This window comes from Streptomyces blastmyceticus, from assembly GCF_039521185.1.
Lineage (GTDB): Bacteria > Actinomycetota > Actinomycetes > Streptomycetales > Streptomycetaceae > Streptomyces > Streptomyces blastmyceticus.
The window spans coordinates 1-23146 of sequence record NZ_BAAABW010000007.1 but is presented as its reverse complement, the minus strand read 5'-3'; the positions used below and the strand labels follow the sequence as shown (position 1 = coordinate 23146).

General features: G+C 73.3%; 15 protein-coding genes and 1 pseudogene. 8 read left to right on the top strand and 8 right to left on the bottom strand.

The genetic code is table 11. From position 1 onward, the window contains the following. The first annotated feature begins 8 nt into the window (after nucleotides 1-8). Nucleotides 9-4763, top strand: a complete 4755-nt coding sequence (locus ABD269_RS06065; protein ID WP_344116791.1) for a coiled-coil domain-containing protein — start codon at nucleotides 9-11, stop codon at nucleotides 4761-4763. Nucleotides 4764-4842: 79 nt separating this feature from the next. Here the strand turns inward: ABD269_RS06065 and ABD269_RS06060 are convergent, their stop codons facing one another. After that, nucleotides 4843-5193, bottom strand: coding sequence for a hypothetical protein (locus ABD269_RS06060; RefSeq protein ID WP_344116789.1), 351 nt, complete (start codon nucleotides 5191-5193; stop codon nucleotides 4843-4845). A gap of 362 nt (nucleotides 5194-5555) precedes the next feature. Between ABD269_RS06060 and ABD269_RS06055 the strand changes: the two genes are divergently transcribed. The 4 genes from ABD269_RS06055 (at nucleotide 5556) to ABD269_RS06040 (ending at nucleotide 9621) form a co-directional block, all read left to right on the top strand. Further along, nucleotides 5556-8009 (top strand): sensor histidine kinase, encoded by a 2454-nt coding sequence (locus ABD269_RS06055; RefSeq protein ID WP_344116787.1) that lies wholly within the window; start codon nucleotides 5556-5558, stop codon nucleotides 8007-8009. Beyond that, nucleotides 8006-8470, top strand: a complete 465-nt coding sequence (locus tag ABD269_RS06050) for a roadblock/LC7 domain-containing protein (protein WP_301889265.1) — start codon at nucleotides 8006-8008, stop codon at nucleotides 8468-8470. Before ABD269_RS06055 ends, ABD269_RS06050 begins: the two co-directional genes overlap by 4 nt. 8 nt (nucleotides 8471-8478) lie before the next feature. Further along, nucleotides 8479-8910 (top strand): DUF742 domain-containing protein, encoded by a 432-nt coding sequence (locus ABD269_RS06045; protein ID WP_344116785.1) that lies wholly within the window; start codon nucleotides 8479-8481, stop codon nucleotides 8908-8910. Between the two features lie 111 nt (nucleotides 8911-9021). Further along, complete coding sequence (locus tag ABD269_RS06040) at nucleotides 9022-9621, top strand: GTP-binding protein (RefSeq protein ID WP_344116783.1); 600 nt, start codon at nucleotides 9022-9024, stop codon at nucleotides 9619-9621. On the opposite strand, the gene glpK is transcribed toward ABD269_RS06040, so the two are convergent. The 3 genes from glpK to ABD269_RS06025 all read right to left on the bottom strand — a co-directional run bounded on the left by glpK (nucleotide 9618) and on the right by ABD269_RS06025 (nucleotide 14444). After that, a complete protein-coding gene (gene glpK, locus ABD269_RS06035; protein WP_344116781.1) occupies nucleotides 9618-11129 on the bottom strand; it encodes a glycerol kinase GlpK in 1512 nt (503 codons plus the stop codon). The genes ABD269_RS06040 and glpK overlap by 4 nt on opposite strands. Nucleotides 11130-11213: 84 nt before the next feature. Next, nucleotides 11214-11999 (bottom strand): M15 family metallopeptidase, encoded by a 786-nt coding sequence (locus tag ABD269_RS06030; RefSeq protein WP_344116779.1) that lies wholly within the window; start codon nucleotides 11997-11999, stop codon nucleotides 11214-11216. Between the two features lie 72 nt (nucleotides 12000-12071). Then, nucleotides 12072-14444: a glycoside hydrolase family 31 protein gene (locus ABD269_RS06025; RefSeq protein WP_344116777.1), complete on the bottom strand. Its 2373-nt coding sequence runs from the start codon at nucleotides 14442-14444 to the stop codon at nucleotides 12072-12074. A gap of 219 nt (nucleotides 14445-14663) precedes the next feature. Between ABD269_RS06025 and ABD269_RS06020 the strand changes: the two genes are divergently transcribed. After that, on the top strand, nucleotides 14664-16670 hold the full coding sequence (locus tag ABD269_RS06020; RefSeq protein WP_344116774.1) for an acetoacetate--CoA ligase: 2007 nt from the start codon (nucleotides 14664-14666) through the stop codon (nucleotides 16668-16670). A gap of 38 nt (nucleotides 16671-16708) precedes the next feature. Here ABD269_RS06020 and ABD269_RS06015 read toward each other — a convergent pair whose 3' ends face one another. After that, on the bottom strand, nucleotides 16709-16909 hold the full coding sequence (locus ABD269_RS06015) for a hypothetical protein (protein ID WP_344116772.1): 201 nt from the start codon (nucleotides 16907-16909) through the stop codon (nucleotides 16709-16711). Nucleotides 16910-17149: 240 nt separating this feature from the next. On the opposite strand from ABD269_RS06015, the gene ABD269_RS06010 reads away from it, so the two are divergent. Next, nucleotides 17150-18430, top strand: a complete 1281-nt coding sequence (locus tag ABD269_RS06010; RefSeq protein ID WP_344116858.1) for an RNA-guided endonuclease InsQ/TnpB family protein — start codon at nucleotides 17150-17152, stop codon at nucleotides 18428-18430. A gap of 408 nt (nucleotides 18431-18838) precedes the next feature. Here ABD269_RS06010 and ABD269_RS35310 read toward each other — a convergent pair. Then, a pseudogene (locus ABD269_RS35310) lies at nucleotides 18839-18961 on the bottom strand (TetR/AcrR family transcriptional regulator); the annotation flags it as partial. Nucleotides 18962-19355: 394 nt separating this feature from the next. On the opposite strand from ABD269_RS35310, the gene ABD269_RS06000 reads away from it, so the two are divergent. Continuing rightward, nucleotides 19356-20270 (top strand): hypothetical protein, encoded by a 915-nt coding sequence (locus ABD269_RS06000; protein WP_344116768.1) that lies wholly within the window; start codon nucleotides 19356-19358, stop codon nucleotides 20268-20270. A 71-nt stretch (nucleotides 20271-20341) separates the two neighbouring features. Here the strand turns inward: ABD269_RS06000 and ptsP are convergent, their stop codons facing one another. Next, nucleotides 20342-22012 (bottom strand): phosphoenolpyruvate--protein phosphotransferase, encoded by a 1671-nt coding sequence (gene ptsP / locus ABD269_RS05995; protein WP_344116766.1) that lies wholly within the window; start codon nucleotides 22010-22012, stop codon nucleotides 20342-20344. A gap of 89 nt (nucleotides 22013-22101) precedes the next feature. Further along, on the bottom strand, nucleotides 22102-22551 hold the full coding sequence (locus ABD269_RS05990; RefSeq protein WP_301889283.1) for a PTS sugar transporter subunit IIA: 450 nt from the start codon (nucleotides 22549-22551) through the stop codon (nucleotides 22102-22104). Nucleotides 22552-23146 lie beyond the last annotated feature (595 nt).

Genomic DNA, 23146 nt, shown 5'->3' with positions numbered 1-23146 from the left:
AGTCCGCCATGTACGAGCTGTCCCGGGTCCGCCTCTACTCCATCGGGCCCGCCGGTGCGCGTTACGCCGACACCGTGCTGGACCTGCGGGGGGTCGGTGCCCAGGTGCCCGACCCCGCGCCCGCGCAGGCGGACTTCTTCGAGGACGAGCCCACCGGCCCGCCCCGCCGCCCCGCGCCCGCGGGCGTGCTCTTCCTGGAGAACGGCGGCGGCAAGTCCGTCCTGCTCAAGCTGATCTTCTCGGTCATGCTGCCCGGCCACCGCAACACCCTGGGCGGCGCCAGCTCCGGCGTGCTGCGCAAGTTCCTCCTCGCCGACGACTGCGGGCACGTCGCCCTGGAGTGGCAGCACGTCCTCACCGGCGAGTCCGTCGTCGTCGGCAAGGTCAGCGAGTGGCGCGGCCGCCAGGTCTCCAACGACCCGCGGAAGTTCGCCGAGGCGTGGTATTCGTTCCGCCCCGGCCCCGGGCTCAGCCTCGACTCGCTGCCCGTCGCCGAGTCCACCGCCCTGCGCGCCGCCGACGGCGCCTCCGGTGCCCGCGGCCGCCGCCGCACGATGAAGGGCTTCCGCGACGCCCTCACCGAGGCCGGCAAGGCCTACCCGAACCTGGACGTGATCTGGGAGGAGATCCACGAGCGCTGGAACGAACACCTCGGCGAGCTGGGCCTCGACCCCGAACTCTTCCGCTACCAGCGCGAGATGAACGCCGACGAGGGCGAGGCCGCCGGCCTCTTCGCCGTGAAGAACGACTCCGACTTCACCGACCTCCTCCTGCGCGCCGTCACCGACACCCGGGACACCGACGGCCTCGCCGACCTCGTGCACGGCTTCGCCCACAAGCTGGGCCGCCGGGCCGAGCTGACCGCCGAGCGCGACTTCACCGCGGGCTCCCTCGACCTGCTCTCCCGCATCGCCGACTCCGCCGTCAAGCGCGACCAGGCGCGCGGTGTGCACGCCGGCGCCGAGCGCCGCACCCGCGCCCTCGCCCGCAGGCTGTCCGCGCGCGGCGCCGAGGAGCGCGGCCGCACCGCCGAACTGGCCGAGCAGGTCGCCGCCGCCGCGCACGCCGTCACCGACGCCGAGACCGAGCGCGGCCGCCGCTCCCTGGTCGCCGCCGAAATCGCCTACCGGCACGCCTCCTTGGCGCTCGCCGCGGCCGAGAAGGCCGCCGCCGCCCAGCGCCGCGAGCTCAACGACGCCCGTACGCTGCACTCCGCGTGGCAGGCCGCCGAGACCGTCCTGCGCCACCGCGCCGCCTCCGACCGCTCCGCGCGCGTGGCCGCCGCCATCCGCGAGGCCGAGCGCGACGCCGCCCCCGCCCTGGCCGCCCGCGCCCAGGCCGCCACCGAGCTCGTGCGCGCCCTCAACGGCGCCGCCGAGGAGGGCGAGCGCGTCGCCAACGAGGAGGAGGAGCGCTCCGCCGCCCTCCAGGAGGCCGGCGAGGCCGCCCACCGCGACGCCACCGCCGCCGCCACCGAGGCGCAGCGCGCCCGCAGCGAGACCGGCCACCTGCGCCAGCGGCTCGCGGAGGTCGAGCAGGAGACCGCCGAGGCCGTCCGCGCCGGCTGGCTCGACGACAGCGCCCCCGACGCCGACCCCGCCCGCGCCGCGCTCGCCGCCAGCGACGCCGAGAAGCCGGCCGTCGCCGCCTACGAGGCCGCCCGGGAGACCGCCCGCCAGTCCGCCGAGCGGGCCAAGGAGGCGGCCGCCGCCCTGGCCCGTACGGAGCTGTCCGCGGCCCGCGCCGCCGACGCCGCCACCGCCGCGGGATCGGCGTACGACGCCGAGCGGCGCGCCGCCGAATCCCTCGGCGCCGAGCGACGGCTGATCGAACTGCTGGGCCTGCCCGAGCCGATGGCCTCCGGCCAGGTGCCGGGCCAGCGCGGCACCGCCCCCGGACAGGAGGGCGGCGGCGCCGCGGGCACCGGCGAGCGCCCGCCCGCCCCGCGCCGCTCCGCCGAGGGCAGCGGCCCCGACGGCGGGACGGCCGCGGCGTACGACGGCTCCCGCCGCCAGGCGACCGGCCCCCTCACCGCCGAGGAGGTCGACCGCAACGCCGACGCGCTGCGCGAGCTGCTCGACGAGAGCGTCGCCACCTCCGAGCGGCAGATGTTCGACCTGCGCACCGCCGCCGCCGACGACGCGCGGATCCTCGGCGCGCTCGGCGACGGCGGCCTGCTGCCCCCCAGCCCCGACGTGCTGGCCACCGTGGAGTATCTGGGCGAGCACGGCATCCCCGCCCTGCCCGGCTGGCGCTACCTCGCCCAGGCCGTCGACCCGGCCGACCACGCCGCCGTGCTCGCGGCCCGCCCCGAGCTCGTCGACGGCGTCGTCATCACCGACGCCGACTCGCACGCCCGCGCCCGCGAAGTCCTCGGCGCCGCCTCGCTGTTGCCGCGCTCCGCCGTCGCCGTCGGCACCGCCGCTGCCCTGCTCGCCCCGCCGCCCGTGCAGGACGCCCAGGACCTCGGCGCCTCCGGTGTCTTTCTCGTGCCGCCGAACCCCGCCATGCACGACGAGCGCGCCGCCGACGACGAGCGCCACGCGCTGCGCGCCCGCGCCACGGCCCGCGACGAGGAGATCCGCGCCATAGCGGCACGCCTCACCGGGGACCGCACGCTCGCCGCCCGGCTGACGTCGTGGCGCGCGGGCTGCCCGGCCGGCCGGCTCGCCGAGCTGGCCGCCGAGGCCGAGCGGGCCCGTACGGTCGCCGACACCGCCCAGGAGGAGCTGGCCGAGCTGCGCACGGCCCGCGCCGAGGCCGAGGAGAGTGCCGCCGAGGCGGCCCGGGTGCGCGACGAGCGCCAGGAGGTCGCCGCCCGCGCCCGGCGCGTCGCCGACGCCCTGGCCGGGCTCGCCTACCGGCTCCGCGAGCGCGCCTCCTGGCAGACGCGCCTGCGCGAACTGGCCGAGGAGGCCGCCGAGTCCGAGGAGCGCGCCGCCGCGTACGTGGACCGGGCCCGCGCCGCCGACGAGGACCGCCGCGCCGCCCAGCGCGCGGCCGACGACGCGCGCCGCACCGCCCGGGCGCTGCGCGCCGAGCGCGCGGAGATCGCGGGCGCCCCCGACGACGTCTCGGCGACCACGGAGCCGCCCACCGCCTCCCTGCCCGCCCTGCGCGAGGCCTACCGCGCCGCCTCGCAGCTCTACGAGAAGGTCGGCGTCGGCGCCGACCTGCGCGCCGAACAGGCCCGCGCCGAGAGCGACGAGAGCGCCGCCCGCGCCGAGCTCGACCGCCTCACCAACAAGGTCCGCACCCGCGCCGCCCAGCTCCTGGAGGGCACCGACGGCGCCGACGGCCCGTCCCGCCAGGCCGCGGCGGCCCGCGCGGAACAGCTCGTCCAGATGCTGGAGACCCGCGCCTCCACCGCCAGCGAGCAGCTCGGCCGCCTCCGCGGCGAGGCCGAGCGCCTGGCCCCCGCCGACGGCGACGCGCACACCGAGCTCCCCGAGGAGCTGGTGCCCGCCGACGCCGACCGGGCCAAGGAACTGCTGCGCACCGCCACCGCCGAACTGGCCGCCCGCACCGACGCCCTGGAGAGCGCCCGCAGGGCGCACGGCGACCTGCTGCGCGCCCACCGCGCCGCCGAGGACGCCGCCTCCGGCTTCGACGACACCGCGGCCCTCCTGCGCGACCTGCTGCGCGACAACACCCCCGAGGAGGACGCCGAGGAGCCCGAGCCGTACGCGGGCTCCCTGGAGGAGGCCCGGCAGGCCGCCGGGGAGGCCCGCCGCTCCCTGCGCGGCTGCGCCGGGGAGCTCTCGGCCGCCGAGGCGGCGGTCCGCGAGGCGAGCGACATCCTCGTGCGCCACGCCAACTCCACCCGCTACGAGCAGGTGCGCACCCCCGCCCGCCAGCAGATCCGCGAGCTGCCCGCCGCCGCCCTGCCGGAGCACGCGTCCGCGTGGGCCGAGGCGTTCGCGCCCCGGCTGCGGGTGCTGACCGACGAGCTGGAGCAGCTGGAGCGCAACCGCGACAGCATCGTCGACCGGCTGCGCGGGCTCGTCGAGTCCTCGCTCACCACCCTGCGCTCCGCCCAGCGGCTCTCCCGGCTGCCCGAGGGGCTGGGGGAGTGGTCCGGCCAGGAGTTCCTGCGCATCCGCTTCGACGACCCCGACCAGTCCACGCTCACCGAACGCCTCGGCGAGGTCATCGACGAGGCGACCCGCTCCGCGGTCAGGAAGAACTCCGACCTCCGGCGCGACGGGATGTCCCTGCTGCTGCGCGGTGTCGCGGCGGCGCTGCAACCGCGCGGCGTCGCCGTCGAGATCCTCAAGCCGGACGCCGTGCTGCGCGCCGAGCGGGTCTCGGTGGGGCAGATGGGCGACGTGTTCTCCGGCGGACAGCTGCTGACCGCGGCCATCGCGCTGTACTGCACCATGGCGGCGCTGCGCAGCAACGACCGCGGCCGCGACAAGCAGCGGCACGCGGGCACGCTGTTCCTGGACAACCCGATCGGCCGCGCCAACGCCACCTATCTGCTGGAGCTCCAGCGGGCGGTCGCCGACGCGCTCGGCGTCCAGCTGCTCTACACCACCGGCCTGTTCGACACGACGGCCCTGGCGGAGTTCCCCCTCGTCATCCGCCTGCGCAACGACGCGGACCTGCGGGCGGGCCTGAAGTACATCAGCGTGGAGGAGCACCTGCGCCCCGGCCTGCCGCAGCAGCAGGACCCGGACGAGGAGAAGGTCCACGGCCAGATCACGGCAACGCGCATGTACCGCCGCCCGGCGGAGGAGGAACCGGTGCCCGCGGGGGCGTGAGCGGACTCGGTCACGGGGAGGGGGCGCGACGGGGGAAGTGAGCGCGCCCCTCCTCAACTGCCGGACGTGCCCGTGACGATCAGGGGAAGCGCGGGCGACGGGCCCTGCGTATCGGGCGGGCCGAACTGCTGGGCACCGAGACCACACCATGGCGCTGCCGCCACACCTGCCGCGTCACCCACACATCCAGCACCGCCCAGGTCGCCGCCACCACGCTCGCCAGGACGCACAGCAGCGCGGGCAGCGCGAGCCACGAACCCGCCAGCGCGAACAGCGCCGCGACCATCGACTCCACCAGCGTCACCGCGACGACGAGGCCCGCGCGCACCGCCGCCGTGCGGACCGGATCCGGCATCCGCGGCCGGCGCGCCGGCTCCTCGACCCACAGCGGGCGGCTCCGGTGCGACGGGATGTCGCGATTCCGGTCCATGACCGCTCACCTCCCCCAGTGGCCGCCCCCGTGGGGCCGCTGCCAAAAGACGCTCACAACGGGCGCCAAACAGGAGCAAAGGGATGGGTGTCGGGCATCGCGCCGCCCTGCCCGTCCCCCGTCCCGTCATCGGTTCCCTGCATGAAGAGCGAATGACGTTGCCCAAAGGTTCCCGTGGGGGAGGGGAATCCGGCCAGACCGAAAAGTCCTGGAATCACCGGACAACAGGGGACCCATGGCCGCCACCGCCGGAGTCCGGCCACCGCACTGGCCTTCGAGTCCCGTACCACGCAGTAGTAGGCTCACGCCGCATTGTTGTCGGAACACCACCCCCGGGCGCCGGGGTTGACGTTGGGGAGGCCATGCGCTTTCGCGGGAAGTCGATCCGCCGGAAGATCGTGGCGCTGCTGCTCGTGCCACTGGTGTCGCTGACCGCCCTGTGGGTCTTCGCCACCGTGATCACCGGCAGCGAGGCCGCCCAGCTGCTCACCGTCGCCGACGTCATGCGCAAGGTCGGCTACCCCGCCGAGGATCTGGTCCACGCCTTGCAGAAGGAGCGCCGCCAGACCCTCGTCTACCTCGCCGACACCCGCCGCTCCGACGCCCTCGCCGACCTGCGCGAGCGGCAGCGCACCACCGACAAGGCCGTCGCCGTCTTCCGCTCCGGCGCCGACGGCGACCTCCGCGACGGCATGAGCTCCCAGGCCGCGGCCCGCTTCACCGCCATCGAGAAGAGCCTCGGCGACCTCGACGGCCTGCGCCACAAGGCCGAGGACGCCACCATCAGCCGCCACGGCGCGTTCCAGGCGTACAACGAACTCGTCGAGCCCTACTACGTCTTCCTCGGCACCCTCAGCGCCCTCCAGGACGCGGAGATGGACAAGCAGGGCCGCGCCCTCGTCGGCATCGCCCGCGCCCGCGAGGCGCTCTCCCGCGAGGACGCCCTGCTCGCCTCCGCGCTCACCGCGGGCACCATGAGCCGCCAGGACCTGCGCGCCTTCTCCGACCGCGTCGCCGAACGCCGGGTCCTCTACGGCGCCAGCCTCCCGGTGCTGCCCGCCGGGGAGCAGAAGACCTACGAGGACTACTGGCGCGGCAGCACCGCCGAGACCCTGCGCTCCACCGAGGACGCCATCGTCCTCGCGGGCGCGGACCGCGCCCCGCACACCGTCGACCCCCAGCGCTGGAACGCCACCGCCGGAACAGTCCTCGACGAGCTCGGCCGGATGGGCACCGACGCCATCGACCGCTACACGGACCGCGTCCGGCCCGTCGCCTTCGGCGTCCTCGTCAAGGCCGCGGCCGCCGGCATCCTCGGCCTCGCCGCCCTCGTCTGCTCGCTCGTCGTCTCCCTCAAGGTCGGCCGCGGCCTGGTCCGGGACCTGCGCGACCTGCGCAAGGAGGCACACGAGGCCTCGGGCGTACGGCTGCCCGGCGTGATGCGCCGCCTCGCCGCGGGCGAACACGTCGACGTGGAGGCCGAGGCGCCCCGCCGCGACTTCGGCACCGACGAACTCGGCCAGGTCGGCCAGGCCCTGAACACCCTCCAGCGCGCCGCGGTCGAAGCCGCCGTCAAACAGGCCGACATGCGCCGCGGCGTCTCCGAGGTCTTCGTCAACCTCGCCCGCCGCAGCCAGGTGCTCCTGCACCGCCAGCTGACCCTCCTCGACGCCATGGAGCGCCGCACGGAGGACACCGACGAACTCGCCGACCTCTTCCGCCTCGACCACCTCACCACCCGCATGCGCCGCCACGCCGAGGGCCTCGTCATCCTCTCCGGCGCCGCCCCCGCCCGGCAGTGGCGCAGACCGGTGCCCCTGATGGACGTCGTGCGGGCCGCGGTCGCCGAGGTCGAGGCGTACGAACGCATCGAGGTGCGGCGCCTGCCGCGGCTGGCCGTGCACGGGCCCGCCGTCGGCGACCTCACCCACCTCCTCGCCGAACTCCTGGAGAACGCCACCGTCTTCTCCCCGCCGCACACCGGCGTCCAGGTCCTGGGCGAGCGGGTCCCCAACGGCTTCACGATCGAGATCCACGACCGCGGGCTCGGCATGCCCCCGGACCTCATGCTCGAAGCCAACCTCCGGCTCGCCGAGACCCCCGAGTTCGAGCTGTCCGACACCGACCGCCTCGGTCTGTTCGTCGTCAGCAGGCTCGCCCGCCGCCACGGCGTGAAGGTCTCGCTCCAGCCCTCCCCGTACGGCGGCACCACCGCGGTCGTCCTCGTCCCCCTCGCGCTGCTCACCACCGCCGGCAAGGGCGCGGCACCGGACGCGGACATCGGGGGACAGGAGATTCCCCAGGACCGGGTGACGACGCCCCTGTCACCGCTCTCCGCGCTCGCCGCGCCCGACCGCGCTCCGCTGCGCGGCGGCGGAGCCGAACCGGAGCTTCCGCTCTGCCCGTTCGACACCGCGACGGACGACGGGGAGGCACAGCACCACCAGGCGGACGACGGTCCGCAGCCGCTGCCCCGCCGCAGACCCCCCGTCCTGGCCCACGAACACGGCCGCCCGGTGGAAGGCCGCCGCCGGCCCGGCGGCCCGGCCGACGACGAGGAGCGCACCCCGACCGGCGGGCTGCCCCGGCGCGTACGACAGGCCAGCCTCGCCCCACAACTGCGGAACGACCCCGTCCGCCGCGCGCCGGACGCCCCCACGGACGCCGCCGCTGCGGAACACGAGCGCGACGCCGAGGAGGTACGGGCCCGCATGGCGGCCCTCCAGCGCGGCTGGCAGCGCGGACGGGAGGATCATGGAACCGGCACGACGAGAAACACGGCACCAGGAACCACACACGAGGGGGACGGTCCATGACCGCACCGAAGACCGCGACACGCACCACCGGGACCCGCGGCACACCGGCCGCCACGGACGGGACCACCGGCGACCTGAACTGGCTGCTCGACGACCTGGTCGAGCGCGTCGGCACCGTACGCAAGGCACTGGTGCTCTCCGGCGACGGACTGGCGACCGGTAAGTCCAAGGGGCTCTCCCGCGAGGACGGCGAGCACCTCGCCGCCGTCTCCTCCGGCTTCCACAGCCTCGCCAAGGGCGTGGGCCGCCACTTCGACGCGGGCAAGGTCCGCCAGACCATGGTCGAACTGGACGACGCGTTCCTGTTCGTCACCGCCGCGGGCGACGGCAGCTGCCTCGCCGTGCTCGCCGACGCCGACTCCGACATCGGCCTGGTCGCCTACGAGATGACGCTGCTCGTCAAGCGCGTGGGCGCGCACCTGGCCACCGCTCCGCGGACCGGCGTGGCCGCCGACGGGTGAAGGCCGGCATGACCGGAGACGACGGCCACCGCTCCACGGGTTCGGACGGGGCGGCGCGGTGGTACGACGACGCCGCGGGCCCGGTGGTGCGCCCGTACGCCATGACCCGCGGCCGGACCCGCAGCGCCGACGGCAGCGAGCTCGACCTGATCGCGGTGGTCATCGCCGACGAGGCCCTGGCCGGGCCGTCCGGCGCGCTCGTCCTCGCGGACCGGACGCTCTCGCCCGAGCACCTCGACATCGTCGAAGTCTCGCGCACGCGGCCGCAGTCCGTCGCGGAGCTGGCCGCGGGGCTCGACCTGCCGGTCGGCGTGGTGCGGGTGCTCGTCGGCGACCTGGTCGACGCGGGATTCGTCCGGGTGGCCCGCCCGGTGCCACCGGCGGAGCTCCCCGACGAGACCGTACTGCGGGACGTCATCGACGCCCTCCGCGCGCTGTAGCACTCGACATCCCCCCGGCCGCGTCCCGCAGGCGCGAGGGACGGGCGGGGGGAAACACTTGTCGTGACCACGTCCCGTACGAAACGATCACCCCGAAGGAGGCCGCCCCTCATGACGCTCACCCGCACGGAACCCGTCCCGCTCGCCCTCAAGCTGCTTGTGGCCGGCGGCTTCGGCGTGGGCAAGACCACCCTGGTCGGCGCGGTCAGCGAGATCAGACCTCTCCGCACGGAGGAGACGCTCACGGAAGCCGGCCGCCCCGTCGACGACCTCGCGGGGGTGGAGGCCAAGCGCACCACCACCGTCGCCATGGACTTCGGCCGGATCACCCTCCGCGACGACCTGGTCCTCTACCTCTTCGGCACGCCCGGCCAGGACCGCTTCTGGTTCCTGTGGGACGAACTCGCCCAGGGCGCCCTGGGCGCCGTCGTCCTCGCCGACACCCGCCGCCTCGCCGACTGCTTCGCCGCAGTCGACTACTTCGAACGCCGCGGCATCGCCTTCACGCTCGCCGTCAACTGCTTCGACGGCGCCGACCGCTACCCCGAGAGCGACGTCCGCGACGCACTCGACCTCGACCCCGGCGTGCCGGTCGTCATGTGCGACGCCCGCGAACGCGAGTCCGTCAAGCACGTCCTGGTCTCTGTCGTCGAACAGGCCATCGCCACCGGCGTCACCGGACACCGCGACACCCCGCAGGCCCTCGCCTAGGAGGAACCCTCCTCCAGCCACCCGAAGCTGCGCTCCACGGCCCGGCGCCAGCGCCCGTACTCGCGCTCCCGCTCCTCGACGCCCATCCGGGGCGTCCACTCGGCGTCCTGCCGCCAGTGCGCCCTCAGTTCGTCCAGCCCGCCCCACACGCCGGTGGCCAGCCCCGCGGCGTACGCGGCGCCCAGGCACGTCGTCTCGGAGACCACCGGCCGGATCACCGGCACCCCCAGCACATCGGCCTGGTGCTGCATCAGCAGGCCGTTGGCCGTCATCCCGCCGTCCACCTTGAGCGAGGTGATCGGCACCCCGGAGTCCTGGAACATCGCGTCCACGACCTCACGGGTCTGCCAGCTCGTCGCCTCAAGCACCGCCCGCGCCAGGTGCGCCTTGGTGACATAGCGGGTCAGCCCGGTGATGACGCCACGGGCGTCGGAGCGCCAGTACGGGGCGTACAGCCCGGAGAAGGCCGGCACGACGTACGCGCCGCCGTTGTCACGGACGCTCGCCGCCAGCGGCTCGATCTCGTCGGCGGAGCGGATCAGGCCCAGCTGATCGCGGAACCACTGCACCAGCGCGCCGGTGATCGCGATCGACCCCTCGAGGCAGTACACGGGCGCCTCCCCGCCCAGCTGGTAACCGACCGTCGTCAGCAGCCCGTTCTTGGACGGCACGGGCCGGTCACCCGTGTTGAGCAGCAGGAAACTCCCCGTGCCGTACGTGTTTTTGGCCTCGCCCACCCCGTAGCAGGTCTGCCCGAACACCGCCGCCTGCTGATCACCCAGCGCCGCCGCGACCGGCACCCCCGCCAGCGGTCCCACCGCCGTCCCGTACACCTCGGCGGAGGACCGGATCTCCGGCAGCACCGCCTCCGGTATGCCCATCTCGGCCAGGATCGACGGATCCCACTGGAGGGTGTCGAGGTCCATCAGCAGCGTGCGCCCCGCGTTGGTCACATCGGTGACGTGCACCCCGCCGTCCGTGCCGCCCGTCAGATTCCAGATCAGCCAGGAGTCGACGGTCCCGAACGCGATCTCACCGTTCTCCGCCCGCCGCCGCAGCCCCGGCACGTGCTCCAGCAGCCACGCCACCTTGGGCCCGGAGAAATAACTGGCGAGCGGCAGCCCGGTCGCCTCCCGGAACCGGTCCTGCCCGTCCGCGCCGCCGAGGTCTCGGCAGAGCGCGGCCGTACGCGTGTCCTGCCAGACGACGGCGTTGTGCACCGGTTTGCCCGTGGAGCGGTCCCAAAGAACCGTCGTCTCCCGCTGGTTGGTGATGCCCAGCGCGCTCAGCTCGTCCGCCCGCAGCCCCGCCGCGGCGAGCGCGCCCGCGACCACGGCGCGCACCTTCGCCCAGATCTCGGCGGCGTCGTGCTCCACCCAGCCCGGGCGGGGAAAGATCTGCCGGTGCTCACGCCGGTCCACGGCCACGACCGTGCCGTTCCGGTCGAAGACGATGCAGCGGCTGGAGGTGGTGCCCTGGTCGATCGCGGCGACGTACGAGCCCGTCATGGCGTCTCCTCGGAGGACTGCGCTGGCCCACACTGCTCGAACGGGCAGTGTTCACCTGCCGTACGGGAGCGTCAAGCGCCGTCGTCACCGGACGGGGAAGTCGAAATAGGTGTCGGGAAACGGCTCCCCACGGAGCGTGTAGTGCCACCACTCCTCCGCCAGGTTGGTGAAACCGGCCCGCTCCATCGTGGACTTCAGCAACAGCCGGTGATCCCGCTGCACACCCCGGATCCTCGGGTCCAGCGTGTGCGCGAGGGTGTCGAAACAGTCGAAGCCCGTGCCCATGTCGACGGAGTTGTCGGGGAACCTCCACTCGCGCGGCGTGAAACAGGGCACCAGGCGCTCCCCGGGGCGGTACGGGCGCGTCGGCCGAGCCGGGAGCCGCACCAGCGTCAGATCCATGGTGCTGCCCCTGCTGTGCCCCGACTTCGCGGCGATGTAACCGTCGTCAAAAAGCCGCGACTTGTCGACCCGGGGATAGAACTCCGCCTTCATCCGCTCGTCCGCGAGATCCTTCGCCCACGCCACGAAGTCGTCGACCGCCCGCTGCGGCCGGTAGCAGTCGTACACCTTGAGGCTGTAACCCCGTGGCAGCAGGGCACGCTGCGCCCTGTGCAGCGCCTCGGCCGCCGGACGGGTGAGGAGGCACACGGGGCGGCGGTAGCCGTCGACGCGGTGTCCGGTGAAGTTGTGCGCGGTGACGTACCGCATCTCCTGGAGGACCGACGGATCGACGTCCGAGAGCGCCACGAATCCGGCGGGCGGTCTCGGCTCCGGCGCCCGGGCGTGCGCGGCGGGAACGCAGGACAGGGCGACGAGGGCGGCGACAGGAACAGCGAGGGCGCGCAGCGCAGAGGAGAGTCGCGACATGCCGTTTCAGATAGCAGACGGCGAAGGCGTACGGAAGAGAGCCGTGCGGCCCGTCCGGAGCTTGAGGACGCCCTAATCACCCGCACCCGTCTCTGCCCCGCGCACCCGCACCGGATACCCCACCCCCTCGGCCCCCTCCCGCTCCACCACGACTACACCGTCCCGCAGCCGCGTCGTGAAGCGCACGACCGACGGTGGCGCCCACCCCTCGCCCGTGTCCGGCACGAGCACCCCACCGCCCGTACGCCCGGCGGCCGGCGGCCACACCTCCAGCTCCACTTGACCGTCCGCCCCGGCCACCGGCACGACCGAACCCGCCCGCGCCAGCACCGGGATGCGCGACAGGGGAGCGTCCAACAGCACCTGCCCCGGCCCCTCGTGGGCCTGTCCCGTCGCCGTGTCGTACCACCGCCCGCGCGGCAGCCGCACCGCCCGCCGGTCCGTGCCCTGCTCCAGCACCGGCGCCACGAGCAGGGAGTCGCCCAGCAGGAACGCGTCCTCGCAGTCACGCAGCGCACGGTCCTCCGGTGAACGCCACCACACCGGCCGCACGTACGGCGCGCCCGTGCGCTGGGCCAGGTGCGCGAGCGTCACGAAGTACGGGAGCAGCCGCGTCCGCTCCCGCAGCGCCGCCCCCGCGTGCTCCAGCACCTCGGCCCCGAACTCCCACGGCTCCCGGCGGCCCGCGTCGTGCGCGGCGTGCGTACGGAACAACGGCAGGTACGCGCCGAGCTGGAACCAGCGCAGGAACAGCTCCGGCGACGGGTGGCCCGTGAAACCGCCGACGTCCGGTCCCGAGTAGGGCACCCCGCACAGCCCCAGACCCAGGACCAGCGCCAGCGACGCCCGCAGCCCCGGCCACCCGGTCGCCACATCACCGGACCAGGTGCCGCCGTAGCGCTGCATGCCCGCCCAGCCCGACCGGGAGAACAGGAACGGCCGCTCCTGCGGCCGCAGTTCGCGCAGGCCCTCGTAACCGGCGCGCGCCATGGTCAGCCCGTACACATTGTGCGCCGCCCGGTGGTCACCGCCGCGGCCCTCCAGCGAGTGCCGGGCGGAGCGCGGCAGCGTGGGATCGCCGAACGCCGCGAACGACACCGGCTCGTTCATGTCGTGCCACACTCCGGAGAAGCCCTGCGCCAGCCGCTCCGCGTACAGCCCGCCCCACCACTTGCGCACCCCCGGATCGGTGAAGTCGGGAAAGACGCACTCACCGGGCCACACCTCGCCGCGCACCTCCCGCCCGCGCGCGTCCCGTACGAACGCGCCGGCCGCCGCGCCGCTGTCGTACTCCGCGACTCCCGGCCGGGCCTTCACGGCCGGATCCACGATGGACACCAGCCGCACCCCCTGCCCCCGCAACTCGGCCGCCAGCCCCGGCAGATCGGGGAACCGCTCGCGGTCCACCGTGAACACGCGATGCCCCTGGTAGTGGTCGATGTCCAGATGCACCACCGACAGCGGCAGCCCGCGTTCCCGGTACCCCGTCACCACCCGGCGCACCTCCCGCTCGCTGCCGAACCCCCAGCGCGCGTGCTGCGGGCCGAGCGCCCAGGCGGGCGGCAGCGCCGGGGCACCGGTCAAGGTGGCCCAGGTGTGCAGCACGCGCGCGGGAGTGCCCACCATCACCCAGGAGCGCAGCGGGCCGCCGTCCATCCGCACCTCGCAGCTGCCCGGCCGGTCGTGCCCCGACCCCGCGCCCTCCTCGCCCTCGCGCAACGTCACCCGGCCGTCCCAGGTGTTGTCGTGAAAGGCCAGGTGCGTGCCCGCGTCCGCCACCACCAGCTGCACGGGCATCGTGATGTACAGCGGATCGTCACCCGGCTCGAAGGCGCCGCCGGGGTCGGTGTTCCACAGCCGGTACGCGCCGTCGCGCAGCCGCGGGCCCACCGCCCTGCCGCCCAGGCCGAAGAACCGCGCGTCCGCCGCCACTTCCGACCGCTGCGTCCACCGCGCCTCCACCGCCTCCCGGGCGGCCGGATCCACCGGTTCCCACCAGCGCGGCGGCAGGTCGCGCCGCAGCACCACCCCGCCCGGCGTCCGCACCTCGACCGTGCCGTGGCGGCCCACCACCACCAGCACCCTCTCGGACACCACGCGCCAGCCGCCGTCCGTGTCGGGCTCCAGCACCGCGCGCTCGTCCGCCTCCGGCACCGGCCCCGCCAGGGCGTACGACGGCTCCGGCTCCGCGCCGTCCCAGCCGCAGAACACCGCGCCGCCCGCCGCCACCCGCACCCGCAGCGACGACCGGGCGAACCGCACCACCCCGCCGCCCGGCAGCGGCTCGGCCCCCCGCACCGCACCCGGCACCCGTGCCCGCTCCGCGCCCCGCCGGGGCAGCCCCGCCGCGTCCGCCCGCCGCCTGCGCCACGCCCACCGCACGGACCGCAGGCCCCGTGCCGTCCCGACCGCATTCGCTAACCGCCGCAGATCACGTGCATCCATGCTGCTCAGCCTGCCATCGACACCACCGGGCCGGTGCTCCGTTCAACAGCCGTTCACCCCCTGGGGATCCACCGGACCCCGGCGGGCCCGCCCGCGGGTTGTCCACAGGGCTGGTGCCCGAGTCGATCACATGGCATCGTCCTGGTCAGCCGCGTCACGCACAGCACCCCGACGGCGTGCGCGGCGACGCCCACGAAGCGCACAGCCGGGAGCAGCCAGATGACCACCGCACCGCAGCCCGCCGACCGACCGGAGCCCCTCTGGAGCCCCGGCGAGGACCGCGTCGCCCGGGCACAGGTCACCCGCTTCCACGCCTGGGCCGCCGAGCACCACGGCGCGCCCGCCCCCGTCCCCGGCGACCCCGCCGCGAGCTACGCCGCCCTGCACCGCTGGTCCGTGGCGGAGCTGGAGCGCTTCTGGCAGGCGGTCACCGAGTGGTGCGACGTGCGCTTCTCCAGCCCGTACGAGAGGGTGCTCGCCGACCCCGCCATGCCCGGCGCCACATGGTTCCCCGGCGCGACGCTCAACTACGCCGAGCACGCCCTGCGCACCGCCGAGGACCCCGCTCGCGCCCACGAGCCCGCCCTGCTGCACGTCGACGAGACCCATGAGCCACGCCCCGTGAGCTGGGCCGAGCTGCGGGCCCAGGTGGGTTCCCTGGCGGCCGAGCTCCGCCGGCTCGGAGTCTGTCCAGGCGACCGCGTCAGCGCCTATGTGCCCAACATCCCGCAGGCCGTCGTCGCCCTGCTCGCCACCGCCGCCGTCGGCGGTGTCTGGACCTCCTGCGCCCCCGACTTCGGCGCCCGCAGCGTCCTCGACCGCTTCCAGCAGGTCGAGCCCGTCGTGCTGTTCACCGTCGACGGCTATCACTACGGCGGCAAGCGCCACGACCGGGCCGACGCGGTCACCGAGCTGCGCGCGGGGCTGCCCACGCTGCGCGCAGTGGTGCACATCCCGCTGCTGGGCACCCCGGCCCCCGACGGGGCGCTGGAGTGGGAGGCGCTCACCTCCGCCGGCGTGGAGCCCGTCTTCGAGCAGGTCCCCTTCGACCACCCGCTGTGGGTGCTCTATTCGTCGGGCACCACCGGCCTGCCCAAGGCCATCGTGCAGTCCCAGGGCGGCATCCTCGTCGAGCACGTCAAACAGCTCGCCCTGCACTGCGACCTGGGCCCCGGCGACCGCTTCTTCTGGTACACCTCCACCGGCTGGATGATGTGGAATTTCCTCGTCTCCGGCCTCCTGGTGGGCTCCACCGTCGTGCTCTACGACGGCAGCCCCGGATATCCCGACACCGCGGCCCAGTGGCGGGTCGCCGAGCGCACCGGGGCCACGCTCTTCGGCACCTCCGCCGCCTATGTGATGGCCTGCCGCAAGGCCGATGTCCACCCCGGCCGCGACTTCGACCTCTCCCGCGTCAAGTGCGTGGCCACCACGGGCTCACCGCTGCCCCCCGACGGCTTCCGCTGGCTCCACGACGCGGTGGCGGCCGACATGTGGATCGCCTCCGTCAGCGGCGGCACGGACGTGTGCAGCTGCTTCGCCGGCGCCGTCCCCACCCTCCCGGTGCACATCGGCGAGCTCCAGGCCGCCTGCCTGGGCACGGACCTCCAGGCGTGGGACGCGCACGGCGAGCCCGTCGTCGACGAGGTCGGCGAGCTGATCGTCGCGGCCCCCATGCCGTCCATGCCGATCCGGTTCTGGAACGACCCGGACGGCACCCGCTACCGCGACAGCTACTTCGAGATGTTCCCCGGCGTCTGGCGGCACGGCGACTGGATCACCCTCACCTCGCGGGGCAGCGTCGTCATCCACGGCCGCTCCGACTCCACCCTCAACCGCCAGGGCGTCCGGATGGGCTCCTCGGACATCTACGAGGCCGTCGAGCGGCTCCCCGAGATCCGGGAGTCCCTCGTCATCGGCGTCGAACAGCCCGACGGCGGCTATTGGATGCCGCTCTTCGTCCACCTCGCACCCGGCGCCACGCTGGACGAAGCACTGCTCGCCCGCATCAAGCACACCATCCGCGAACAGCTCTCACCGCGGCACGTCCCCGACGAGGTCATCGAGGTCACGGGCATCCCGCACACGCTGACCGGCAAGCGGATAGAGGTCCCCGTGAAGCGCCTTCTCCAGGGCACGCCCCTGGAGAAGGCGGTCAACCCCGGCTCCGTCGACAACGTCGAACTACTCCACTTCTACGAGAAGCTGGGCCGCGAGCGCGCGTGAAGCGAGCGGGTGGGGGCACCCCCACCCGCCCCTCACCGTCACCCTCCGTACGTCGCCTGCCGTTCCCCCAGGGCCTGCGAGAAGTCCGCCGCGAACCGCCCCGCCTCCGAGGGCAACAGCTCCGCCACGGTGATCCGTACGCCCGCTCCCGACGCCGACCGGAAGCGGGCCCCCGCGGCCACCCACCACCCCGACGACCGCAGCCCGTTCACCACCGCGGCCTCGTCCCGCACCGGCACCCAGACGTTCGGTCCGCTCGCCCCGTGCGCCTCGATGTCGTCGCACTTCTTCGCATTGAATCTTGCTCACGTTGGGCGGTTGTGTGGATCGCTTTCGCACGTGGCAAGTGGGCGTTAACGAACACGTTACGACAGTAATTCGTCGCGAAGCGTGCAGAAGTGAGGAAACGGTGCCTGCTGTGCGGTTTTGGCCATGCGGCCACAAGGATCAGCACTAGATTACGTGGCGTGAAGGCGGACATGGGGCGCAGGTTTCGGCTATACCCCACCCGGGCTCAGGAGCGGAGTCTGACTGGGTGGGGCCATGCCACGCGCGCTTTGTGGAATGTGGCTCTCGCTCAGCGGGTGCACGTATATGAGCAGCGGGGCCGGACGCTTCGGGCTGTTGAGCAGTGCAAGTACCTGACGGCCGCACGTGCGGATCCCGACCTGGCGTGGCTGGTTGAGCTGCCCGCGCAGGCTGGTCAGCAGGTGCTGCGGCACCTGGACCGGGCATATGACAACTTCTTCAATCCCCGGCATCCGGCAGTCTTTCCGACGTTCAAGAAGCGTGGGCACTGCTTAGCAGTGCCCTTGCCGGGACAAGCGGTTGAGGTGCGCAAACTGAACCGACACTGGGCGGAGGTAAGGTTACCCAAGATCGGCTGGGTGCGTTTCCGACTCTCGCGCGCTTTGGGTGGCGCCATCCGCAACGCCACAGTCTCCAGAGACGGGGTTGGTTGGCACATCTCCTTCGGTGTTGCAACTGGCATCAAGCCTGCCGCCCCCAACGGCAAACCGGGCTGTGGAGTCGATTTCGGCGTCGCCTCATCCGCCTATGTGTCCACTGAGAACACACCGCGGATCAAGCCGACGGGGCTTGCCGGGCGTGAGCGGGACCGGCTGCGGTGCCTTCAGCAGCGGATGGGGCGTCAGATCACCTACGCCAAGAAGTTCAGCGGAGGAAGGTACAGCAACCGGCTGCGCCGCACGATCGCAGCCCTTGCGAAACTAAAGGCCCGAGAGGCCAATCGCCGGGCGGACTTCACGCACAAGCTCACCACCGATCTCGCCAAAAACCACGGTTTCGTCGGTATTGAGGATCTGCGCGTGACCAACATGACCGCCAGCGCGAAAGGATCCTGGGAACAGCAGGGCCGGAACGTCCGGCAGAAGACCGGGCTCAACCGGTCCGTTCTCGACAACTGCCCCGGTGAACGCCGCCGTCAGCTGGAGTACAAGTGCCGGTTGTACGGTTCCGAGCTCCGGCCGGTGCCACCGTTCCACACTTCGCAGACGTGCGGGAACCCGGCATGTGGAAGAGTTGACCCTGCGTCCCGCCAGGGGGGCGGCAGATCGTTCGCATGTGTGCACTGCGGCCACGAGGACGATGCCGATCACAATGCCTCGGTGGAGATCGAGGCCCGAGCCCGCCGGACGGGCGGCTCGGTCACCAACAGCACGCGCAGGCGCCACACGGTGCCGAGTCCCGCCCCTTGGCGGAGGCGGATGCGTGAAGCCCAACCGGTCACTCACGGGTAGCCGAAGGGAATCTCCCGGCGGTAGCCGGGAGAGCATCGTCAACAGGCCATCAACCGCACCGTCTCCAACGTCGGCTGGGCCGTCGGCGGCCTCGCGGCGGCGGGCGCGCTCACCGCGGGGACCACCGCCGTGTACCGCTGGCTGCTCGTCGGCGACGCCCTCTCCTTCGTCCTCGCCGCCCTCCTCACCCTCCGGTGCGCCGAACCACCGACGTACCCCAACCTCGGCACGGAGACCGGAACCGAAGCCACGCGCGACGCCGCACCGGCACCCGCGGGCACCACCAACCCCTGGCGCGACCGCCGTTACCTCGCCTACACCGCCAGCGAGGCCGTGCTCTTCCTCGACGACTCCGTCTTCAAGATCGGCCTCCCGCTGTGGACCGTGACCGCCACCAGCGCGCCGCACCAGGCCGTACCGCTCCTCCTCGTCCTCAACAACGTGCTCGTGGTCTGCTTCCAGGTCCCCCTCGCACGCTTCGGCTCCACCCCACGCGCCGCACGCGCCACTCTCCTCCCGCTGGCCGCCGTCTTCCTCGCCAGCGGCGCCGCCCTCGCCGCCTCGACCGCCGGCACACCCTGGCTCGCCACCGCCGCTCTGACCCTGGCCGCGACCGCCTTCACCGCCGCCGAGATGCTGCACGCCACCGTCTCCTGGGAACTGTCCGTGGCCCTCGCCCCGCCCACCGCCCAAGGCGCCTACCTCGGCGTCCACGGACTCGCCCAGGCCGTCCAGCGCAGCGCCGGCCCCCTGGCCATGACCGGCGCGATCGCCGCGGGCCCGGCCGGCTGGCTCGGCCTCGGCGCCGCCCTCGCCGCGGTCTGCTGCGCCCAGCGTCGCCTGGTGCGCGAGCGCGAAGCCCCGGCGTTGTCAGTGGCACCGGTTACTGTGAGTGAGCATTGATCGTCCGCGCTGAGGGGGAACCATGGCGTACACCAGGAACGGCGGCAACCGAGGTCTTGCAACACGGCGCGCACTGCGCCGCGAAGTGCCCAGCACGGTGGCCGTGCTGGCAGACGAGGAGGATTTCGCCGCCATGAGGCGATACGGATCCTTCATGTTCGACGACCACGCGACGTACCTGCGGCAGATGGAGGGGCTGCTGCGGTCACTCGCATCCCAGGGCACACACACCAGCGTGGCCCTCTTCGACCCCGTCGGTTACGAGGAGTTCTGCGCGGAGTCCCACCTCGACCCCGACACCCCGGCCAGCCGCACCCGCTACACGGCCGAAGTCGCGGCCACGGGCACCAGAGTCACCTACGAGGGCCAGCCGATCCGCAGACTCCTGCCCCAGCTCGTCAACGAGGCCGAACAGCAGGCGACTTGGGAGTACGCCTCGTCACTGCTCACCCGCGGCGGCGACTGCGCGTCCTGCGGTGAGGACATCGGCCGCGCCTCCTTCGCCCGGGCCACCCAGGCCCTGCGGCAGCTCATCGAGGCGGTCGGGCCCGGCACGCACCACCTCGTGTGCAGCGTCCCCGCCGAAGGCGCCACCCCGCTCGTCGCCGTCCTCCACGCGGAACACGGCGACGGCGGCAAGCTGCACCTCGGGGAGGCCGCGGCCCTCGTGTTCTGCACGGTCCTGGCGGCGGGCATCGCCACGGACCGGCCGGGCGGAGTCGTCCTGCGCACCGCCGCGCCCGGCCGCCGCGACACGGTCCGGGGCTGGAGCCTGCGCGACGGCTGGCTGCGGCCCCTGAGCGAAGCGGAAGTCTTCTCCGCCTACTGCACCGACGCCCGGACCGGCGAACCCGTGCCGCCCGAGCCAGGCGTCGACTACCGCGCGGGACTGCACCTCCCCGAGCCCACGGAAGGAGACGGGCACACCACGGTCTGAAACGCGAAAGGTGCCCCGCCGACCGGCGGGGCACCCCTCACACATCAACGACGCGTCACCACGTCACCGGCTCACTCGCCGGACAGCACCGCCTGCGCGGCCACGCGGGCCTCCTCGGCGGTGTCCGTGGCACGGGCGGCGGCAGCGGCACGCTCGCACTGCGCGAGCGTGTGCTTGGCCAGGGTCGCGCGCACATACGGGATGGACGCGGCGCCCATGGACAGGCTGGTCACGCCCAGACCGGTCAGTACACAGGCCAGCAGCGGGTCGGCCGCGGCCTCACCGCAGACACCACAGCTCTTGCCCTCGGCCTTGGCGGCCTCGGCGGAAGCCGCGACGAGGTCGAGCAGCGCGGGCTGCCACGGGTCCTGGAGCCGCGACACCGCACCGACCTGACGGTCGGCGGCGAAGGTGTACTGCGCCAGGTCGTTGGTCCCCAGCGACAGGAACTCGACCTCCTGCAGGATCGAGCGGGCCCGCAGCGCGGCGGAGGGAATCTCCACCATCGCGCCGAACTTGGCCCGCAGCCCGGCCTCGCGGCACGCGTCGGCGAACGCCTTCGCGTCCGTACGGTCCGCCACCATCGGGGCCATGACCTCGAGGTAGACGGGCAGCCCCTCGGCGGCCTTGGCCAGCGCGGTGAGCTGCGTGCGCAGCACCTCGGGGTGGTCCAGCAGGGTCCGCAGACCCCGCACACCCAGCGCCGGGTTCGGCTCGTCGGCCGGCGTCAGGAAGTCGAGCGGCTTGTCCGCGCCCGCGTCCAGCACCCGCACGACCACGCGGCCCTCGGGGAAGGCCTCCAGGACCTTGCGGTACGCCTCGATCTGCTTGGCCTCGGACGGCGCCTTCTCGCTGTTGTCCAGGAAGAGGAACTCGGTGCGGAAGAGGCCGACGCCCTCCGCACCCGCCTCGACCGCGGCCGGCACGTCGGCCGGACCGCCGACGTTCGCCAGCAGCGGCACCTTGTGCCCGTCCGACGTCGCACCCGGACCGGACGAAGCGGCCAGGGCGGCCTTGCGCGCCTCGGCGGCCTTCGTCAGCTCCGCGCGCTTCTCGTCGCTCGGCTCGACGAAGATGTCACCCGTGCTGCCGTCCACGGCCACGACCGTGCCCTCGGCCAGCTCACCGGCGCCCGGCAGGGCGACGACCGCGGGCACACCGAGCGCCCGGGCCAGGATGGCGCTGTGGCTCGTCGGCCCGCCCTCCTCGGTCACGAAACCGAGCACCAGGGTCGGGTCGAGCAGCGCGGTGTCGGCGGGTGCGAGGTCCCGCGCGATCAGTACGTACGGCTCGTCGCTGTCCGGCACACCCGGCATCGGCACGCCCAGCAGGCGTGCGACGATACGGTTCCGCACGTCGTCGAGGTCGGCCACCCGGCCGGCCAGGTACTCACCCGCGTTGGCGAGCAGCGCGCGGTAGGCGGCGAAGGCGTCGTACACGGCGCGCTCGGCGGTGCTGCCGACGGTGATGCGCCGTTCGACATCCGCCATGAGCTCCGGGTCCTGCGCCATCATGGCCTGGGCCTCGAGCACGTGCTGGGCCTCGCCGCCGGCCAGGTTGCCGCGCGCGATGAGGTCGGCGGCCACAGCCTCCACGGCCTGGCGGGCGCGGCCCTGTTCGCGCGGCGCCTCGTCCGTCGGGATCTGCTTCGCCGGCGGCTCCAGCACCGCCGTGCCCATGTGCCGCACCTCGCCGATCGCCACACCGTGGCTCACGCCGACGCCTCGCAGCGTTGTCTCCATTTCACCCGTCTCCGTTGATGCGGCGGCTCGGACCGCCGCGGTGGATGTCGTACGTGCCGTCCCTGTCTGTCCTCAGGGACGGGGCCGGCTCACTGCCAGCTGAACAGCGGGTCGCCCGCCTTGACGTCGCCGTCCTCGCGCACGTCGCCGAGCGAGTCGGCCACGGCCTCGAGCGCGACGACCGGGCAGATCGGCGACTTGCCGGCCTCTTCGACGGCGACCGGGTTCCAACGCACGATCTCCTGGCCGCGCGTGACCGTGTCGCCCTTGTTGACGAGCAGCTCGAAGCCCTCGCCGTTGAGCTGGACGGTGTCGATGCCGAGGTGCGTCAGCACGCCGTGCCCCTCGCCGTCGACGACGACGAACGCGTGGGGGTGCAGCGAGACGATGACGCCGTCCACGGGCGAGACCGCGGCCGAGGGCTCACGCACGGGGTCAATAGCGGTACCGGGTCCCACCATCGCGCCGGAGAAGACCGGATCGGGCACTGCCGCGAGTCCGATGGCGCGTCCGGCAAGAGGGGACGTCACGGTGGTCATGGGAAGCCTCCCAGGGGTGAAGATTCATCACACGCCGTCACTGCCTGTCCTGGACGGCGCGCTGGCCAGAAGCGTATGTCATAGGAACTGCGGATTCCGCACGAGTGAGGGCCACCCGGCGGAGCCCCATGGCCCCTCCTATGCGCGTGGGGACTGCCCCGTAATCGATTTGCCTCGCCCCGCGCGGGGATGTACTGTCGGGTCCCTGCCCACGACCGAGGCCCGCAGTCAACTGCTGGCAAGGCGAGGGGCGGCACCTATCGGATTTGATCCTTTTCCTGGATCCGCCTCTGTGTGCCCGTGTGTCCATTGTGACTGCGGAAAACGAGCGGTAAGGGAGCGGAAAAACTCCTGATAGAGTGGTGGAACACCGAAGGGAAGCGCCCGGAGGGCCCGGAAACGGGACCAAAGGAAGCGTCCGTTCCTTGAGAACTCAACAGCGTGCTAAAAGTCAACGCCAGACTATAAAATACCCCGTCCCTGGCCTTCTGGTCGGGACGCGGTTCCTTTGAAAGTCCTGCCGATCCCTTCGGGGGTGGGTAGGCACACACAGCGAGGACGCTGTGCATGGCCGGGCTTATTCCGCCTGGCTGTG

What these genes read in the sequence shown, in the direction of transcription:
- ABD269_RS06060 (WP_344116789.1), bottom strand. Translation starts at nt 5,193, where the DNA reads ATGGACCGGAATCGCGACATCCCGTCGCACCGGAGCCGCCCGCTGTGG.
- ABD269_RS06025 (WP_344116777.1), bottom strand. Translation starts at nt 14,444, where the DNA reads ATGGATGCACGTGATCTGCGGCGGTTAGCGAATGCGGTCGGGACGGCA.
- ABD269_RS06045 (WP_344116785.1), top strand. Translation starts at nt 8,479, where the DNA reads ATGACCGGAGACGACGGCCACCGCTCCACGGGTTCGGACGGGGCGGCG.
- ABD269_RS06050 (WP_301889265.1), top strand. Translation starts at nt 8,006, where the DNA reads ATGACCGCACCGAAGACCGCGACACGCACCACCGGGACCCGCGGCACA.
- ABD269_RS06065 (WP_344116791.1), top strand. Translation starts at nt 9, where the DNA reads ATGTACGAGCTGTCCCGGGTCCGCCTCTACTCCATCGGGCCCGCCGGT.
- ptsP (WP_344116766.1), bottom strand. Translation starts at nt 22,012, where the DNA reads ATGGAGACAACGCTGCGAGGCGTCGGCGTGAGCCACGGTGTGGCGATC.
- ABD269_RS06055 (WP_344116787.1), top strand. Translation starts at nt 5,556, where the DNA reads ATGCGCTTTCGCGGGAAGTCGATCCGCCGGAAGATCGTGGCGCTGCTG.
- ABD269_RS06020 (WP_344116774.1), top strand. Translation starts at nt 14,664, where the DNA reads ATGACCACCGCACCGCAGCCCGCCGACCGACCGGAGCCCCTCTGGAGC.
- ABD269_RS06030 (WP_344116779.1), bottom strand. Translation starts at nt 11,999, where the DNA reads ATGTCGCGACTCTCCTCTGCGCTGCGCGCCCTCGCTGTTCCTGTCGCC.
- ABD269_RS06010 (WP_344116858.1), top strand. Translation starts at nt 17,150, where the DNA reads ATGGGGCGCAGGTTTCGGCTATACCCCACCCGGGCTCAGGAGCGGAGT.
- ABD269_RS06000 (WP_344116768.1), top strand. Translation starts at nt 19,356, where the DNA reads ATGGCGTACACCAGGAACGGCGGCAACCGAGGTCTTGCAACACGGCGC.
- ABD269_RS06040 (WP_344116783.1), top strand. Translation starts at nt 9,022, where the DNA reads ATGACGCTCACCCGCACGGAACCCGTCCCGCTCGCCCTCAAGCTGCTT.
- glpK (WP_344116781.1), bottom strand. Translation starts at nt 11,129, where the DNA reads ATGACGGGCTCGTACGTCGCCGCGATCGACCAGGGCACCACCTCCAGC.
- ABD269_RS05990 (WP_301889283.1), bottom strand. Translation starts at nt 22,551, where the DNA reads ATGACCACCGTGACGTCCCCTCTTGCCGGACGCGCCATCGGACTCGCG.